At 44.7% G+C, this 17,722-nt stretch carries 10 protein-coding genes; 4 read left to right on the forward strand and 6 right to left on the reverse strand.

The genetic code is table 11. The features are described 5' to 3' along the window. Window positions 1–16: 16 nt before the first annotated feature. From J7I42_RS04285 to J7I42_RS04295, 3 genes are all read right to left on the reverse strand, one after another. Window positions 17–3,418 carry an ATP-binding protein gene (locus tag J7I42_RS04285; RefSeq protein WP_209137533.1) on the reverse strand — a complete coding sequence of 1,134 codons (3,402 nt, stop codon included), beginning with the start codon at window positions 3,416–3,418 and terminating at the stop codon, window positions 17–19. Between the two features lie 63 nt (window positions 3,419–3,481). Further along, a complete protein-coding gene (locus tag J7I42_RS04290) occupies window positions 3,482–4,114 on the reverse strand; it encodes a DUF4194 domain-containing protein (RefSeq protein WP_209137534.1) in 633 nt (210 codons plus the stop codon). Between the two features lie 5 nt (window positions 4,115–4,119). Further along, window positions 4,120–5,586 (reverse strand): DUF3375 domain-containing protein, encoded by a 1,467-nt coding sequence (locus J7I42_RS04295; RefSeq protein WP_209137535.1) that lies wholly within the window; start codon window positions 5,584–5,586, stop codon window positions 4,120–4,122. Between the two features lie 278 nt (window positions 5,587–5,864). Between J7I42_RS04295 and J7I42_RS04300 the strand changes: the two genes are divergently transcribed. From J7I42_RS04300 to J7I42_RS04310, 3 genes are all read left to right on the forward strand, one after another. Continuing rightward, the gene (locus tag J7I42_RS04300) at window positions 5,865–9,173 is read left to right on the forward strand and encodes a hypothetical protein (RefSeq protein WP_209137536.1); all 3,309 of its coding nucleotides are present in this window, start codon (window positions 5,865–5,867) and stop codon (window positions 9,171–9,173) included. A gap of 172 nt (window positions 9,174–9,345) precedes the next feature. After that, window positions 9,346–11,004: a hypothetical protein gene (locus J7I42_RS04305; RefSeq protein ID WP_209137537.1), complete on the forward strand. Its 1,659-nt coding sequence runs from the start codon at window positions 9,346–9,348 to the stop codon at window positions 11,002–11,004. Between the two features lie 363 nt (window positions 11,005–11,367). Then, entirely contained in the window at window positions 11,368–12,876 is a 1,509-nt protein-coding gene (locus tag J7I42_RS04310) for a reverse transcriptase family protein (RefSeq protein WP_209137538.1), read from the forward strand. Window positions 12,877–13,340: 464 nt separating this feature from the next. Here the strand turns inward: J7I42_RS04310 and J7I42_RS04315 are convergent, their stop codons facing one another. Further along, a complete protein-coding gene (locus tag J7I42_RS04315) occupies window positions 13,341–13,958 on the reverse strand; it encodes a DNA-3-methyladenine glycosylase family protein (protein ID WP_209137539.1) in 618 nt (205 codons plus the stop codon). Between the two features lie 130 nt (window positions 13,959–14,088). Here J7I42_RS04315 and mnmD point away from each other — a divergent pair, with 130 nt between their 5' ends. After that, window positions 14,089–14,784: a tRNA (5-methylaminomethyl-2-thiouridine)(34)-methyltransferase MnmD gene (gene mnmD / locus J7I42_RS04320; protein ID WP_209137540.1), complete on the forward strand. Its 696-nt coding sequence runs from the start codon at window positions 14,089–14,091 to the stop codon at window positions 14,782–14,784. Between the two features lie 89 nt (window positions 14,785–14,873). On the opposite strand, the gene cysS is transcribed toward mnmD, so the two are convergent. Together cysS and J7I42_RS04330 are read right to left on the reverse strand one after the other, a co-directional pair. Next, window positions 14,874–16,370 carry a cysteine--tRNA ligase gene (gene cysS / locus J7I42_RS04325; RefSeq protein ID WP_209137541.1) on the reverse strand — a complete coding sequence of 499 codons (1,497 nt, stop codon included), beginning with the start codon at window positions 16,368–16,370 and terminating at the stop codon, window positions 14,874–14,876. A 215-nt stretch (window positions 16,371–16,585) separates the two neighbouring features. Continuing rightward, on the reverse strand, window positions 16,586–17,722 hold the full coding sequence (locus J7I42_RS04330; RefSeq protein ID WP_209137542.1) for an endonuclease/exonuclease/phosphatase family protein: 1,137 nt from the start codon (window positions 17,720–17,722) through the stop codon (window positions 16,586–16,588).

A 17,722-nucleotide genomic window follows, 5' to 3' on the forward strand; every position in this document is an offset into this window, starting at 1 on the left:
ACAAGACAGTGTAACGCTATGCCAATGCCAACTCCTCAACTTTCTCCTTCAACTCTTTTATAGTCATATTATACAGTACACTATGGCGGTTTTGTACACGCTGCACCAGGTGAACGTGGGCTATAAAGTTTTGTACGATGGCTATCTTATCACTGGGCGTTACAACCAGTAACTGCAGGTGTAACTGTTTACATAACTCCATCAGGTAAGTAGCTTTTTCCTCATCCTGGTTACTAAAGCTTTCATCCACCGCAATAAAACGAAGACTTCGGCTGTTCTTTCCTTCGCGGGTAATACCAAACTGGTAAGCAATGGCACTACACAAAATGGTATACGTTAACTGCGCTTTTTCACCACCCGATAACTGTCCCATTTGCCGGTAGGTCTTCTTTATCTCATCGGTGTTGCGGAATTTTTCATCGGCCCAGAACTCAAACCAGTTACGCACATCCATTACCTTGTTGCGATAGCTTTCATTTTTATCCAGTTCATCAATTAGCGGCTGTACCTTTTGCGTAAAGTGTTTCGATTTTTCTTCAAAGCTGCTTTGTTGCCAGTTGGCTGCCTGTGGTAAGGCATCGAGCAAACGGCCCCTGAACTCTTTAATGTCCGTTCCTGAAGGCACTGGTCTTTTTCCTAATTGAATATAGGTATCGGGCAGGCGGTTGAAATTAATGCCGCCCAGCGACTGATTCAACCGCGTTACACTGTTGTTGATATCGCGCTCCCATCTTTCCATTTCTTCATTCAGCCCACCGATCTTGTACGTAATGGTATCATTGATGAAGCTTTCAAAATCCCGTTTGTATTTAGGCAGGTTCTCATGCACCAGTTTGCCCAGCCAGTCAATATACTCATTGGCGTAGGCCGCATCTTCGGGCAGGTGTTGTACATCGCCGTCCCACTCCGGTGAAAATTTATTTTTAATTTCTGTAGAAGGGTTCTTAATGCGGTTGATACATTTGTTCAATTGCGTTTCCTCTCTGTGCAGCTCATCCCTTTGCTTTTCATTCAACCGCGTTTGCTTTACCTTCAGGCCCTCATATACCTCATCAATGTTATTCAACGTAATATCCGATAACAAAGCAGCCTGTTGCTGCTGAAATTGCAGCAGCCCGTCCTTATCAGCTTCGCTGATGTGCTGTAACAACGGCTGTAAAACTTCCTGCTGTTCGTAGTATTGCTGAATGCGGTCTTTTAACCTGGTCTCATCAATTAATAGCTGACCACGCTGACTTTCCGCTTCATCTCTTTTTTGTTGAATATCTATCAACTGCGCTTTTAAATTATCCAGGTCTTTATTGGCTTTTCGCAATCCATTGATCTGTTCCTGTAATTTATGAATGCCGCGCTGAATGCCTGCCATATCCAGTTCTGCAAAACCTTTATGCTCCCGAATACGGGTTATAGCATAGAATTGCTTTTGCAACCGGTCGTCTTTGCTTTTACACTTCTCCAGGGTCTCATTGGCTTTTGTAACCAGGTCGGCAAACTGGTTCCTTCGTTTTATCAGGAAATCTTTTTTCTTCTCATTGTTCCAACCCATTACATATTTACTGGGGTCGTGCTTCCCGTTCCGGTCGTCTTTCTCATGCCGCGATCTGTTTTTTACCAGTCCGTTCAGCGTGATCGCCTTTTCATAGCGGTCCAATGTTTTTTCATCGGTAATACAAACATGATCAAACTGTCTGATGATCTGTTGCTCTACCCATTTACACAAAGGATTATCCGGATGGAACTCCAGTTTTTCATACACGGTATCTTTATCCGGATTTTGTATCAGCGGGTCATCGGTCACATGTTCGTACACCAACCGCATACCCAGGTGGTTATTATTGATGTACTTGTTTACTTTTTTGTAGTATTTATCGGGCACCAACAGGCGAAGGGAAAAGGTCCGTAATAACTTCTCCAACGCCGGTTGCCATTCTGAAGCATCTGACCGTACCTGCATCAACTCCCCGATAAAGGGCAGATCGTTTTGATCAAGGTTCAATACATCACAAAGTTGTTTACGCACCCCAATTAAATTGGCCGGCATGTTGTTCTTACTCTGCAACAGGTTATTCAGCTCATCTTCCACTTTCTTTCTGTCTGCATCTGATTTTTCCTTGGCACGCTTGGCTCCATACTCATCTTCTTCGTTTAGCCGCTGTTTGGTTTCCAGCTCCAGCCTTTTACGATTGGCCTCCTTTACTACGCGTTGATAGGTGGATTCATCGGCAGGCTGTTTTTCTTCCAGTTGCAACTCTTCGCACCAGCTGGCAAACGTCGCCAGTTCCTGTGTGGCCTCCTGTTTTTTCAATTCCAGGTCCTGCGCATCCTTTTCCAGTTGTTGCATGCGCTGACCGGCCTTATTTTGATCGATCTGGTTTTTGATCACGCGCTCTTCTTCCTGTAACTGGTCGTAGGTTAATTTTACGATCTGTTGCTTTTGTTGAATATCTTTTATACTGGTGTCGCTCTCTTCAATTGCCTGTTGTAATAATTCGTTCCGGGTATAACTGTTCCAGATCCTGGCTGTTTGCAAAAGCAGTTCGCTCTCCTCTATTTCCTTTTTTAAGGTATTATACGCCGTGAAGTGTTGTTCTATAGGTTGCAGCAGCTTTATCTGTTCTTCCGCTTTTTCAATATTGCGGCGGGCATCGAGCAGGGTGGCCAGGTGTTTTTTCAGGTCCTGGAACGATTCTTCCATATTCCGGGGCTCCAGCATATGGGTGCGAATGAACTCATCGAGGTTACCCAGCACTTTAATACCCACCGTTTGGTTAAACAGTTGCAGCGCCTGCACACTTTGCATCCCTAACACATGCACCAGTTGCTGGGCATATTTACTGGCTGCATCGAACCATTCAATTTGTTTACGGGGGCCTTTGTTGTATTTCTGATCGAGTGCTTTTTTCCATTGGCCATTCAGGTCAAATGGTTTAAAGTCTTCATCTATGCGCAGGGCTTTATGGGCAATGCCAAACAGCCTTCTCATATCGCCACCCGAAAAGTAGCGGACCTGAAAAAGAGTAACGGCCTGTTCTGCTTCATTGGCAAAATGGGCCAGCAGTATGCTATAGGCTTCGTCTCTGTTTTCACGCAGGTACAAGGTTTTTAATGAACCGGTACTCTCGCTGTTCATGGAGCCATACCCGCCCATTACATAGGTCTCTTCGGTACGATCGCCCTTTTTCTCACTACCACTACTCTGGTTGTAAAAACGATAGCGTTTTTCAGGCACTATCAGGGTAAGCAAGGCGTCCACAAAAGTGGTTTTACCACTACCGTTGGCGCCGGTCAACAAACTGGTTTCCCCCATAGGCCGTATGCTATGCACTACGTCATCAAAGGTTCCCCAGTTAAAGATCTCCATATATTGTAACCTAAATCCGCTCTTTTGGCTATCAGTACTAAAAACGCTTAACTGCATAATTCCAGGTTATGTGTTGAAAGTTGAAAGAAGAAAGATGAAAGGGCGCCGTCGGGCAAGCCTTTAATTTTCAACCTTCACCCCTTGTTCTTCCAATTGCTCTTCTTGATTGTCTTTACCATCTTTGATCCGTACCAGTTGTTGGTAAAAATGGTCCAGCTCCTCGCTGCTCACTTTTGCTTTGATAATTTTTTTTATGCGGAACTTCTGTTCATCGGCCAGTTCACTTGCTTCTGTTTTATCCAGGAAACCATTCTCCTCGGCTTTGTCTATCAGCCGGTCTATTTCTTTAAGGAATTTTACCCGGCTGGCGTTTTCTTTAAAGAACAATTCGGCGTATTCTTTTATTTCGCGGCGCTTTTTTATCAGTTCCCGGTTGGTGGCTTCCCCTACTTCAAACTCGGCCATCATTTCGCGCAACAACACCAGCATCACGCTTTCTTCATAGGTAAGCGCTCTTCTTTGGATCCACGATACCGGGTTCTCATCTTCTTCAAAAGGGTAATGCTTTATGTAGGCATAACCATCCTGTTCATCCAGCACAAGGGCCAGCCCCAGTTGCAGCAGAAAACCTGTGAGTTCTACTTTGTATTGGATCAGTTTTTCCCAGGTACTTTTCTCCACATATTCAACGGGTCCCTTCAACAGTTTAACAAATACAGATGTATAGGGTAATATTCTTTGCTGAGCGCTCATATCGGCTATTTACTAAATAATAAATAAGGTACTTCTACAAATTTGGTGGCGGCTGCATTTAACGGAATATGCTCGCTGGTATTATGGATAACCTGTACCCGGCTTGCTTTATCACGCAAAAAACTAAAATAACTTACTATTTCAGCGATGCCATTCTCCAGCGGTTGTAGCTCCAGCACTTCTTTTAAAGTGGCTGTTTGCTTTTTCTGTAAAGCATGCTCCACCTTTTGCCATAATCTTTTTTTATCTACATGGGTAACGTTCATCATCCGGCCGAACCTTTCCGGATCGGCGATCTTTTCGCTGGCTGCTGCGGGTTGTTTTACGGCCACCGCTGCTTTCTTTTGTTCAAACAGCAGCCGCCGTTCCATCAGCATTTTTACCTCCACCCCTTCATCCAAACTAATGCCAGCCTTTACGTCATCCTCTTCCATCAGATCAAAGATCAGCTCCTTGATGTTGCCTATCTGGTGGCGAAGGCGTTTATGGCGGGCAATTTCTTTTTCAGAGATAATACGGCTCAGCTTTTCCGCCATTTTATCATTGGCGTCGTAAACCGTTTTGCCCTGTTCTAACAATAATGATTTTATATTCTCCAGGAACTGAACATCCGTCTCAATGCCCCGGTCTTTTAACAGGTCGAGCAATTGCTCTGTCAGCTCTTTCCAGTCGTTTTGACCGGCGCGGGAAATAAGAAAGTCCCAGAACGCATAAAAACTTTTACCCTGGTTGCTGTTACGCAGGGCATCATACGCCGCAAAGGCAAAACCAACAATGGCCCCTTTGTTCTGCTCGGCCTTGGTATGTTGTTCAACAATGGCGCGGTGTATCTGTTTGAAATTGTCTTCCACCTCCCTGAAATCGCTGATGAGCTCATAGCAAAGGCGGGTAAATAATTCCAGGCGTTCCTGCACCTGTGCATTGCTGTAGTTATCGGGAGCTACCCCCAGTTCTATTGCTTTTATTTCTTTATCGATCTCTGCACGGCGGTCTTTTAACATCTGTAACCGCTTGGGCCGGTCGTCTTCCGTTTTTTCAACTATATCCTGCAGGGAGTTGAACAGTAATTTAAACCGGCTTTCGGTACCAACGTGATTACGCGCCTGCAGCGTAAGCATCCACTGAAATACTTTTTCGGTATGGGCGCTAAGCTGGTATTGAATATTGCCTTCGGCGTCCTGCAAATCCTGCAGAATTCTTTTTTGTACCCAGTTTAAAATGTATTTGCGGCTGCGGGTCTCCTCATCTTCCCCGAAAATGATTTTCGCCTCCTCAAAATCTTCGGTACCGTCTTCCTGGTGCGACAGCGCTTCAGATAATAATTGTATTAATATGTCTTCCCCTATAACAAACCGGTTCTCCTCCTTATATACCTGGTAAAGAAAGGGTAAATACCAACGGGCGCTCCGGGAGCGGAGCATTTGTATGGCAGGATTCGCAGTCAATAAATACAATAAATCTTCCTGTTTCATGTTCACAACTCCTGTAAATAGTTTTCTGATTACTACAAGGGGTGTAAAATAGGAGAATTATGGAAATTCTTTATTTTATATGTCCCCGTACTGTGCATAAATTCCTTGTTTTCTCACCACCCAGTTACGGAATGAATTTTTCACACCCCACCGTGACTAAATCATCCCATCATCATTCACCTGACAATATATTCATAACGTATTAAAAATAAACGAGGTGTTGGTATTATCGAATGTTTTTCTCTATCTTACCTGCCTCTTAATTTGTAGCTTATCCCATGCGCCTTGTAAAACAAAGTATCCTCTATTTTAAGGAAGGAAATTCCGATAAAGTGTATGAAATTGACCTGTGCGATGTAGGTAATGACAGATATGTGGTGAACTTCAGGTATGGTCGCAGGTATTCAAAACTAAAAGAGGGTAGTAAAACCCCGATACCCGTTCCCCTCGCCGATGCTGAAAACATCTTCAATGAAGTAGAAGCTGAAAAAATTTCAAAAGGGTATTCGTCATCCGCCAACGGCGTTGCAGCTGCTCCTACCGTCAACACATTTAAATTAAATACCGAAACTACCATTGGCGCCTCTTTCATGTCAATGCCCCCAGGCCCAACCAAAGGTATCCTGCAACGATTGTACAATGCCACACAGGGAAATATAAGTTCCCATCGTACAAAATGGAAATTGTCGCGCATTATATGGAAAGCCGGTGAATATAAGGTCACGGAAGCCGCTCAATACATTATCAAGTTGTTTAACAATGGTGATATTGTACATCAATACAGTTGCACCTGGGCGCTGGCGCGTTGTGCCAATGAAACAAACGTGACCGCTTTACAACAGATCTTTGCAGAACACCCATCACCTGTAATAAAAAAAATAGCTGGCGCTGGTTTACTGAAAGTGCTAAGCGGCACAGCGAAAGAGGAACACGTAAAGATCTTTATCAGCAGTTTACCGGAAACAATAAAAGCAGCAGTGGAGGCCAGTCACCCGGGTGTGCTGGAAGCCATTGCAGACGAAAGGATCACCAATCAGGAATCTCATTACCACTGGCTGGAGACGCTTTATCTGATCAGCACCCAAAAAAGCTGGATGCGTCCGGTTATAAAGAAGATATTATTACAAGCTCCGCTAAAACCCGTTTATTTTAAACATCTCAGGGCCGTATTCAAACAGGCTGAACTGTTAGATGATTTTGAGGTCTCCGGGATGCTGGCATTGCGTTTCGAGCGACACCCTGAGTTTTTCAAACATACCATTGCGGCCAATAATAACAAGGCTGAAGTTTATTTACGGCAAACAAACGGCTGGGTGAACCCGAATACCGAATTACGCAAAGGCAACAGCCGACTGGCCTATTCGCAAAAAACACGTAAATACCTGCGCCAACGGGTAAATCGCCGCTTGCTCATGTATGGCCATCTTAACAGCCTCGATTATGTAAAGCTGGCAACGGGTATTTTATTAGCCTACAATAAATCGACAGACTTTAAAGAAGCTTTTTCTACTTCCGATTATAAATGGAATGGCCGCAATTACGCTACGGTAAAGACCAAATACCCGCAGAATGCGCATGCCATTTTCATGCACCAGATCCTAAGTGGTGAACACCCTGAATTAAAACTGGTCAACAACCGGATCTGGCGTTTAAGATCAGAGGAGGAATTACTCGCTAACAGAAAGAACCCCATTCCCAACAATAAAAAAGGCGAGGCAGGACTGCTTAAGAAGATCACGGGTATTTTTGGGAAGAAGAAAGATACCCTGCCAACACCTGGTGGCGGAGAAGAATCCACCACCCCGGCAGTAAATGAGAACGGCACCCCATTCCTGCATTTGTGGAATAAGCTGCCACAATCGTATGTACAGCTTCTTATGGAAGCACAAATGGACGAGATCCATGAATTTGCACAGGGCGGATTACTCGCGCATCCGCAATGGAATGAGATCAAGGGAAAACTGGACAAACACGCCTGCAAAATATTATTATTATCACCTTTTGAGATACCCGCCGCCTTCGGTTTACGAATAACGCTTGAAAACTTCGGAGGCCAGCAAATAGACGCTGACCTGGTTATGGCCTTGCTGAACTCTCGCAATGCCGATGCCCGAAGCAAGGGTAAAGAATGGACAAGCCAGTACCTGCAGCATTACCTGCAACAAAGTGATTTTGTCAAAGACCTGATCTTTGCAGTTGATATTGACGTGTTCAGCTGGGGCTGGGACCTGATCACCAAAAGCGGTCTTAGTAACGAAGTAAAAAAAGTGGTTGTTGGCAAATCCATTGCTCAGGTAATGGCATTTACTGAAATGACCAAAGTGAATGAGGAGATCCTCAGCCGGGTTAGCCATGCTTTGGTCAATTATTTTTACGAAGACCTAAGCCAGGTCCCTCTTATAGTAATAGAAGACCTGATGCAACACGAAGTACCAGCTGTATTATTATTCGGCTTACAGGTACTGCGCCTTAAACAACAATCACAGGGCGCGCAGGAGGTGAACCGGGCGGTGTTGTTTAGTTTGTTGGAACATCCTTTTGGACCGATACGCGAAGTAGGATTGTCCTTTTTGAACGAAATAACTGAAGACACCCTGTTTCAATATGAAGATGACATCATCCTTTGCTGCGCTTCCCCGTTCCAGGATGTACGCCGGGGCATGGGGCCGGTTATGGCCCGGCTCGCACAAAAAGACCGGCGCTTCGGTGAAAACGCAGCCGATACGCTAATCCCTTATTTGTTAAGAAAAGAAAGCAGCGAGGGTTTGCATGATGACATCAGCAGTTTATTATGCAATGAATTGAGCAATTACTTACAGAATGCCAATAAAGAATTAGCCTTAAACTTATTATACGGCAACTATGCTGCTGCACAAAATGTGGGCATAGTGATCCTGGAAAAATATACCGATCCTTCGCAACTGACCATTCCCCAGGTGATCGCACTGGGTGGTCACGAAAACCAGAATGTGCGTTCCTGGTGCTGGAACTTTTATAAAACACAAGTGTCTCGCATAATATTCGAAAAAGACGCCGCTGTTAAATTACTCGATAGCAAGTGGGCAGACACCCGGCAGTTTGCCATGCAGTTCTTCCGCGAGCAGTTCACTGAAAACGACTGGACCCCCGAGGCCCTGATAGCGCTGGCCGACTCTGTGAAACCTGATATTGAAGCCTATGGCCGCGAACTGATCACCAAATTCTTTACTACCGAGCATGGCACCACTTACCTGCTGAAACTAACCCAGCACCCAAGTGAAAGCATGCAATTGTTCGCCACTAATTACCTGGAACGCTTTGCAGCCGATGATGTGGAGCGAATACAATCATTGGAGTTTTATTTCCGCTCGGTATTAACGCGGGTAAATAAAAGCCGGATTGCCAAAAACAGGATCTATCATTTTCTATTAACCGAAGGCCGTAAATCAGAAGCTGCGGCTAAACTGATCGGCGCTATTTTATCAGATGTATCGGCCATTGCAGCCATTGGCGACAAGGCAAAATGTATTGACGTGTTGTTGCAGCTGAGGTCGTTATATGAAGTGGAAACACCTTTAAAAGTGAAAGAGGTAGAAACGAGGGGCTGAATGTGAGTGGTGAGTGGGCTCGCGAGTTTTGAAATCAAAAAGCGATCTTGCGCCGCCCGATTTTTTTTGCCGTCTGCCGTCTGCCGTCTGCCGTCTGCCGTCTGCCGAAGCCTTAGCGAAGGCGGATTGACGCACAATTAAAACAAAAGCACTTATTAATAAATAGTCATTCATGTTATTCAATTATCGTTTCGCAGGAAACAGTACGGTGACCAGTACCATGCACAAGACGGGTTTGTCATTTGCACCCGACACCCTGCGTGAAAGCGCCTGGTTTGTTGGCAAGCTGCACAAAAAGCTGGCCTTCCGCGAAGCCATCTCCGCCCTGCACGATGTTGTTATCAGTGACCTGCGGTTCAAACCAAAAGATAAAACAGCTTATAAAGAATGGGTAGCACAAAACGAGGCCCTGTTCCTGGCTGAATTTATGGCTGGTTATGATGCCAATGCTGCCAATAGCCGCATTGAGCAATTAAAAGCTGAACTCGCAGAAGTTCGTTCTAAAAAGGATGCTTTACTATCGCCCTTTTTGAAAGCCCGCCAGCGTTACTTTAATTATTTATATGAGAAGAACAAGGAAGCCTGGATCGTGCTGGACCCCGTGATCACCATTCATCCAGATGAACTGTTCTTTGAATGCTTCAGTCAGGATGAATCTACTTATGGTAAACTGGGTTGCAATTACAATGTGTTCAAGGAAATTGACGACTATAAATGCGGCACCACCAACGTCGATTATTCAAGCGCCCTGTATGAAGAGTTTCAGAAAGTACGCGATTATAAAGAAACAGAATTAAAAGTTGACCCCAGCGGTTTTGCCGTGCAAACCACGCAGGAGGAGTTATATAAAGAAGTAAAGATAGACCTGCCCGATAGCTGGGTGCGCGGTTTTTTACAGGTAAGCAGCGCCATGACCCTGCCTACCATTCAATTCGATCTGCACCCGATGGATATTTACAATATCTGTTTGCTGTTGCGCCGGTTTAAAGAGAAACGCGGACCGCGTTCTTTACGGTATGTGCTGGAACCTGGCGCACCGGTAAAGATCATTTTGGAACCCTGGGGCAAAGAGATCATCTGCGCACGCAGTATTTACCCGGGACCAACCAAACAGGAAGTAAGAACATGGGGCAGAAGAAGATTATTGATCCTGGAACGACTGATCCCTGTTGCCAAAAAGTTCACTGTTCATTTGTTGGGTACCGGCTTACCTTCTTTTTATATCGCCGACCTGGGTGATATGAATTTCACGCTGGGTCTTAGCGGCTGGACGACCAACGACTGGAGCCATGCGGGCAACTTTGATCTGTTAGCACCGCGGTTAGAAGTAGACAATGCTATTAAAGCACAGGTATTCACAGCTATTCAGCAGGACTGGTTTGGCACCGCACAACATTTTGCGCAAAAATTGAATATAGATACAGCACAGGTATCAGGTGCATTAAGCGCATATACACAAGCTGGCCGCGTGATCTATGACCTGAACAGAAATGTTTATCGCCTGCGCGAACTAAGCCGGGAACCATTGCCCTTTGATAAACTTCGTTTTGATAACCCACGGGAGGAAATGGCTGCCGAACTGCTGAATGGAGAAATAAAATTCATCCCGCAACAGCAGGCCGATGGCAGTATCCAATTAACGGGCACTGTTAAAGGAGGCCGTAAAACGTATAATACACAATTGTTGATCGATGCCGATGAAAAAATAAGATCGGCCGGTTGTGATTGCAGTTTCTATAAAGAAAATAAATTATACAAAGGTCCTTGTGAACATATGCTGGCACTTCGCCAGGCGTTCAATAAAACAAGAGTAACACAGGGATTCAGGTAGTGTTAAACGTGACCAAGAAATAAAAAAAGATCCACTGAATTATTTAGAAATTAAAAAATAGGAAACTATATTTGTTAACCGCATTTCGTGTTCTTTGACAGAGGGGAAATAAACTCATGCACCTTGCTTCCGAAAGGAAAGAGCGATGTTTCGTCGCTCATGCAACATGAATATTTCATGCATCACCAAATGTAATCTTTACTATGGCACCCCGGTACTAGTGTAATATTTTCAGTACCGGCACTGCGTGCCATAATATCACACTAGTACCGGGGTGCCTTGCGTTGATTAATCTGGTCACCGGTACGCACGAAGGCAGCATGCTTCCCCCTGTCGAGACATGATCTCTTTTCTTCACCTAACATGGCAGATAACAGAAACGTCCGTCAGGAGTTATACGACCGAATTCGCGAATCTTCAAAAGACAGTGTGGTCCTGGAAGAAATGAAGCGCATGGGCTTCTGGGCTAAAAACGAAAATGGCCCAACCATTCCCGAACTGTTGATAAACAAAGAAGTGGAGCTGAATAAGGAGCTCAATAAGTTGTATGAAGAGAAACGGAAGTACCAGAACAAAGAAGCCGTATTAAGAGATATGCGGCTGAAACGGATGGCTGATGCCCGGTTGAAGCGCGAAGAAAACAAAAAGAAAAAAGAACTCCAACGTCTTGAAAAAGCCGAAGCCTGGAAAAAGCAAAAAGAAACCGAAATAATTTACCTGGGTGAAGGTGTTTCTGTAGGGTTAAATAACATTGAGAACAATGTAACAGCCTTACAAAAATACAACCTGCCGGTTTTTAATAATGAAAATGAGCTGGCTCAGGCTTTAGGTATCCCCTTAAAAGAACTGCGTTTTTTATCGTTTACCAGGAAAGTATCTACGGTATCGCATTACCGCAAATTTTACATTCCTAAAAAATCGGGTGGCAAAAGATTGATCTCAGCCCCCATGCCCCGGTTAAAAAATGTTCAGTACTGGATCCTGGAAAATATCTTCAATAAGGTAACCATTCACCCGGCCGTGCACGGGTTTGCTTTACAACGTTCCATTATCAGCAATGCCCAGCCGCATATTGGTAAAGCAGTGGTAGTAAATATTGATGTAAAAGATTTCTTCCCTTCTGTTCATTATAAAAGAGTAAAAGGCTTATTACAACAATTAGGTTATTCTGAAAAAATAGCGGTCATTCTCGCCTTGTTGTGTACCGAGGCCGTTACTGAAGAAGTGACCATTGACGGACAAAATTATTTTGTTCAAAAAGGAAATCGCGTATTGCCGCAGGGCGCTCCTACCAGTCCGGCCATTACCAACATCTTATGTTACAAGCTGGATAAACGCCTGCAAGGGTTGGCCAATAAAAGCCAATGCAGTTTTACCCGCTATGCCGATGATATCACTTTCTCTTTTGATAACGTTGGAACCAATGCGCAACAACTGGTTTGGCGGATTAAAAAAGTATTGCAGGATGAAGGCTTTACCGTTCACCCCGACAAGATCCGTATTATGCGCAAGGGCGCCCACCAGGAAGTAACGGGTATTGTAGTGAATGAGAAAGCAGGCATCCCCCGTAAAAAATTACGCCAGTTCAGGGCCGTGTTGCATCAGTTAAAATCAAAAGATGCCAGTGCTTTAAAATGGGGCAATGGCAACCTTACGAGTGCAGTAACCGGTTATGCCAATTTTGTAAAAATGGTTAAACCGGCGCAAGGCGCTGCTTTTCAACAACAGATCGTGGCCCTGTTGCAAACAAACAGATTGCAATACCCGGTAAGTATAACAACCACACCAAAGAATACTCAAACGCCACCTGCTCAAAATAATTCCAACGAACCTAAAAAAGACGACGACAAACCCTGGTGGAATGTAGTGTAAGCCAGTGTTCCCTGTTGGGGATCGCTTCGCTTTTGAGCTGGGTTTGACCCCATCTTTGTTCGGACTTTGTTCGGATTTCCCCCGGGTACATCCGAACATCCCCAGGGAGAGTCCGAACAACTTCCGAACATTGTCCACAGCAATACCGGCACAATACCGGCGCCAGCCCAAAAAATTTCCGGTTTTCCCCATACTCATTCAAGACACTTATAGACCATTATAGACAAAAAACAGGCAACATAAGCTCCTATAGACACGGTTAGACATGCCTGTGATTGCGGAGCAAAAAATCAGTTTTACCTTTGTATGGTATTGCACCTGCTCCTGCGCAAAGCGGCTGTAGTACACTTACAGCTCTTTGACATAGTATAGAATTTTAGCTTTACGCATTGAAAATTTCGGGATTTCGGGATTTGGAAAACGTTCGCGAGGACCGACAATAAACAAATCTCTAAATCACCAGATCATAAATTCTTCAAAGGAGGCGGATTATCTTTCCAGCGCCAGAGATACATACAGGCATAGGTGCGGTAAGGGCTCCATTTTTTAGAGATCCGCAACATGTCTTCGCGGAATTTCTTTTTATCGGCGCGATCGAGTTTATAGAGTGCTATCATAGCGTTCTGAACACCCAGGTCGTCAATGGCAAACACATCTTCTCTTTTCAGGGCAAACATCAACAGCATTTCTACGGTCCAGCGGCCAACGCCTTTTATCTGGGTCAGGTAGGTGATCACTTCTTCATCATTCATTTTATGCAGGGTAGCGTGTTCCATACCCTGTTCTATGGCAAAGCGGGCCACGTTCTGTACATAACTTACTTTGGCATTCGATAATCCAATAGCCCGCAACGTTTCGGGGGCAGTGGCAACCACCTGTTCGGCAGTTGGCTCATGTCCGTCATACAGGTTCAAGAACCGTTGATAGATGACGTCAGCCACTTTAGTCGATAATTGCTGGCTCATGATCGATGCACAGAGGTAAGTACAGATATTTTTTTGTTTCTTCAGGGTGAATGTCCCGTGGTGATCGATGAGCTTTTTTATTTTTTTGTCTTTGGAAAGGTGTAAGGTATATTCCATGGTAATACAGGTTTACTGGAAAACCAGGCGGGCCCCTTCCGGCTTCTCCGCCGGCTGGCGGAAGGAGTCTTCTTGAAGACAAGGCCTCGTTTACTGGCTTCTTTGCAATTTACCTGTTAATTTTGTTCCTATGCAACGAAATTTGATTGTTACAAAAGATGGTTCGCATACGGTAGCCATCCCTGAGTGGGAGGTCTCTTATCACTCGGTATATGGCGCTGTACAGGAATCGTTGCACGTATTTATTGAAGCTGGCTTCAGGCATTGGTGGAACCTGAATGAGAACGCCAGCCAGTGCGTAATATTTGAAATGGGGTTTGGTACTGGTTTGAATGCATTGCTCACTACCCTGGAGGCAAGACGTCGCCAGCACAAGGTGCTGTACGAAACAGTGGAGGCATTTCCGCTGGAGATGGAGATCGTTGAAAAATTGAACTATTGTTATGCGTTGGAAGAATCCTTCTGGCAACCGGTATTCCATTCATTGCATACTTGTGAATGGAATAGCCTGCAGCATATTACCACCTTCTTTTCTTTCAAAAAAGAAAGGATCCTGTTAGCCGATTATGCGCCCAGTGAACCCGTTGATATCATTTATTACGATGCTTTTGCGCCGGCAGCCCAGCCTGAATTATGGACGCAGGAGGTGTTTGAAAAGTTATTGGCCATGCTGTCTCCCGATGGGATACTGGTAACCTATTGCAGCAAGGGCGAGGTGCGAAGGGCTATGCTGGCGGCTGGTTTTCAGGTTGAAAAAGTACCCGGGCCCATTGGTAAGCGGGAAATGCTCAGAGGAAGCAGGTTGAAAGAAAAAGACCTGGTGTAGGTGTACAATAATTGCGAAATACAAAAGAAAAGGTGCGCCATTTTAAAAGGACGCACCTGATTATTTCGTTGTAGGCTTTTTGCCGTATGCTATGAGAACGAATAACTTACTCCACCATCTTTTTCATCTTTCAACAAAATTCCCAACTGGGTCAATTGCTGGCGAATTTTATCGGATGTAGCGTAGTCTTTTCTTGCCTTGGCTTCTTTACGTATTTCAATCAATAATCCTATTACACCTTCCAGCTTGCCATCTTCTTTTTCTTCATCACCTTTCAGGCCGAGTATCTCTTCCAGGTATAATTTAAAATATTGCCGTAACAACTGCATGGTGTCTGCACTCAATGCGTCGGCGGCAATGTGTTTATCCTTTATGGAGTTGATCACCGGCACCAGCTCAAAAATATTGGCCAGCACTTTGGCGGTGTTGAAATCATCGCTCATGAATTCATCCAGTTCCAGCAACAGCGTTTTCACTTTTGCATCCAGGTCGGCATTGCCGGCTGTTGGTTTCAACCCGGTTACTTCCAGCTTTTGCAATACCTCGTATGCTTCCCACAGCCGTTTTAAACCTTTTTCTGCGGCTTGTAATGCCTCGTTACTAAAATCGAGCGTGCTTCGATAATGTGTTTGCAGAATAAAGAAGCGAACAGTCTGTCCGCTATACGCTTTTTCAAGCAATGGGTGTTCGCCACTGAACAGCTCCGTTAACTTGATCACATTGTTATAGCTCTTACCCATTTTACGGCCATTAATGGTGATCATGTTATTATGCAACCAGTAACGGGCCGGCACGTGTTTATTGCAGATAGTGCTTTGCGCAATTTCACTTTCATGATGCGGGAACTGGAGGTCCATACCACCACCATGAATATCGAATTCAGTGCCCAGGTATTTACTGCTCATGGCCGAGCACTCGATGTGCCAGCCAGGGAAACCTTCGCCCCAGGGACTTACCCAACGCATGATGTGTTCGGTTGGGGCAGCTTTCCATAATGCAAAATCCTGCTTGTTCCGTTTCTCGTCCTGGCCTTCCAGATCGCGGGTGGTTTCTAACAGGTCTTCCATAACACGACCGCTCAGCTTGCCGTATGGATAATGTTCTGCATATTTTTTTACATCAAAATATACGCTGCCATTCATTTCATAGGCATAGCCTTCTTCCATGATCTTTTTGATCATTTCTATCTGTTCTACAATATGACCGGTGGCAGTAGGCTCAATGCTTGGATCAAGGTTGTTCAACTGTTTCATACCCCAGTGAAAGAGGTTGGTATATTTGGTAACCAGTTCCATGGGTTCCAGTTTTTCCAACGTTGCTTTTTTGGCGATCTTGTCTTCGGCTTCTCTTCCTTCTTCCTCAAAATGACCAGCATCGGTAATATTACGTACATATCGTACCTTATAACCAAGGTGCATAAGATAACGGAATATTACATCGAATGTAACATACGGGCGTGCATGCCCCAGATGGCTTTCACCACTTACGGTAGGCCCGCACACGTACAATCCCACATGACCGGGCGTAATAGGCGTAAAAACTTCTTTTTGCCTTGTATATGAATTCAGGACTTTCAGTTCACTCATAAAAATTCATTAAATCAGTCTAATGATAGTTTAATAAAGCCGGTACTTGCAAAAATAAATGTATCCCGCCAGAACGGCGAATCAGAAACAGCAGAAACAACAGGAAGAGAAAATGAAATGGGTCATATTTCAAATATAGGTGTTTTAGCTAAATTAACGGGCTGAAATAAGAGGTCAGCGGTAAGAAGATCACGCTTATTCAACCAGCACCATTTTTACTCTTCACCCAGCTTCAGATCGGTGATCACGGGATAATGATCTGACCAGGGTACCAGGAATCGGTTGTACTGCAATACGTCGAATTTTTTATCAGCCAGGATATAGTCAATTCGCAGGGTAGGTGATACGGCGGTAAAACTGCGGCCAATGCCTTTGCCTTTTTTTACAAAGACATCCTGGCGGTTGCCTTTTATATGAAAATACGTATATGAATTGGGCACATCGTTAAAATCGCCACAGATGATCTCCGGATAAGGGCAGCTATCCAGTTTATTGCGCACCAGATCGGCCTGAAATCCGCGGAAGGCATAACCCAGCCGTAGTTTTTTCAGAATAGAACGAGAGGCCATTACCATGCTGTCATCAGCCGATTTTATGATCTCGATGCTTCGGTAGTCGTTTTTCTGAAAAAGTACCGATTGCAGGTGCGTGGTGTAGATCCGGATCTTTTTTCCATTCACCAGCAGGTCAGCACTGATCAGGCTTTCGGCGGCCCGTAAGTTGGCAGGATCGGGATATAATACCCGCTGGGTATCAACAATGGGGAAACGCGAAAAAATAGCCACTCCGGCCTGGAAACGGCCACTGGCCTTGCCGTAGTCGATAACCCGGTAATAGTAGGGATAATTCAACTGTACAATAGCGTTGGTATTGCTGTTGGCAAAAGATTTTCCCAGCTCAAAAAATTCCTGAAAGCACAGTACATCCGCATCCTGCTCTTTTATAAAATCAATCATTTTTTTCCGGTAGTCCTTATGCTCTTTGATCTTTTTGTTATGATCATCGAACCAATGCACGTTCCAGGTCATTATGCGCAAGGCATCTTTTTGTTTCTGAAGTTTAAAGTCAGCAGTAGCGAAATGCATTCCCAGGAAAACGCGGATATTCCCAAGGCCTAAAAGAAGTGTTAAAGCTGGCAACAGGGCCCATTTTGAACGAAAGATGAGCCAGAAAACAAGGAAGAGGAATAAAAAGATCAGCAGCACTGGAAAACCCAGCCCCAGTAATGAAAAAAACCACCATTTAGAGGGATGCAGCCACGCATTGGCGCAGGCTATCAGGAAAAGACCCACGATAACCACGTTCAATATAATGCACAACCGCTTTGTAAAATTTCTAACAAACCGGGCCAT

The organism is Niastella soli, from assembly GCF_017742245.1.
Taxonomy (GTDB): domain Bacteria; phylum Bacteroidota; class Bacteroidia; order Chitinophagales; family Chitinophagaceae; genus Niastella; species Niastella soli.

Excerpts from the sequence above, each read along its gene's own strand:
- J7I42_RS04285 (WP_209137533.1), bottom strand. The coding sequence starts at position 3,418 with ATGCAGTTAAGCGTTTTTAGTACTGATAGCCAAAAGAGCGGATTTAGG.
- J7I42_RS04290 (WP_209137534.1), bottom strand. The coding sequence starts at position 4,114 with ATGAGCGCTCAGCAAAGAATATTACCCTATACATCTGTATTTGTTAAA.
- J7I42_RS04295 (WP_209137535.1), bottom strand. The coding sequence starts at position 5,586 with ATGAAACAGGAAGATTTATTGTATTTATTGACTGCGAATCCTGCCATA.
- J7I42_RS04300 (WP_209137536.1), top strand. The coding sequence starts at position 5,865 with ATGCGCCTTGTAAAACAAAGTATCCTCTATTTTAAGGAAGGAAATTCC.
- J7I42_RS04305 (WP_209137537.1), top strand. The coding sequence starts at position 9,346 with ATGTTATTCAATTATCGTTTCGCAGGAAACAGTACGGTGACCAGTACC.
- J7I42_RS04310 (WP_209137538.1), top strand. The coding sequence starts at position 11,368 with ATGGCAGATAACAGAAACGTCCGTCAGGAGTTATACGACCGAATTCGC.
- J7I42_RS04315 (WP_209137539.1), bottom strand. The coding sequence starts at position 13,958 with ATGGAATATACCTTACACCTTTCCAAAGACAAAAAAATAAAAAAGCTC.
- mnmD (WP_209137540.1), top strand. The coding sequence starts at position 14,089 with ATGCAACGAAATTTGATTGTTACAAAAGATGGTTCGCATACGGTAGCC.
- cysS (WP_209137541.1), bottom strand. The coding sequence starts at position 16,370 with ATGAGTGAACTGAAAGTCCTGAATTCATATACAAGGCAAAAAGAAGTT.
- J7I42_RS04330 (WP_209137542.1), bottom strand. The coding sequence starts at position 17,722 with ATGGCCCGGTTTGTTAGAAATTTTACAAAGCGGTTGTGCATTATATTG.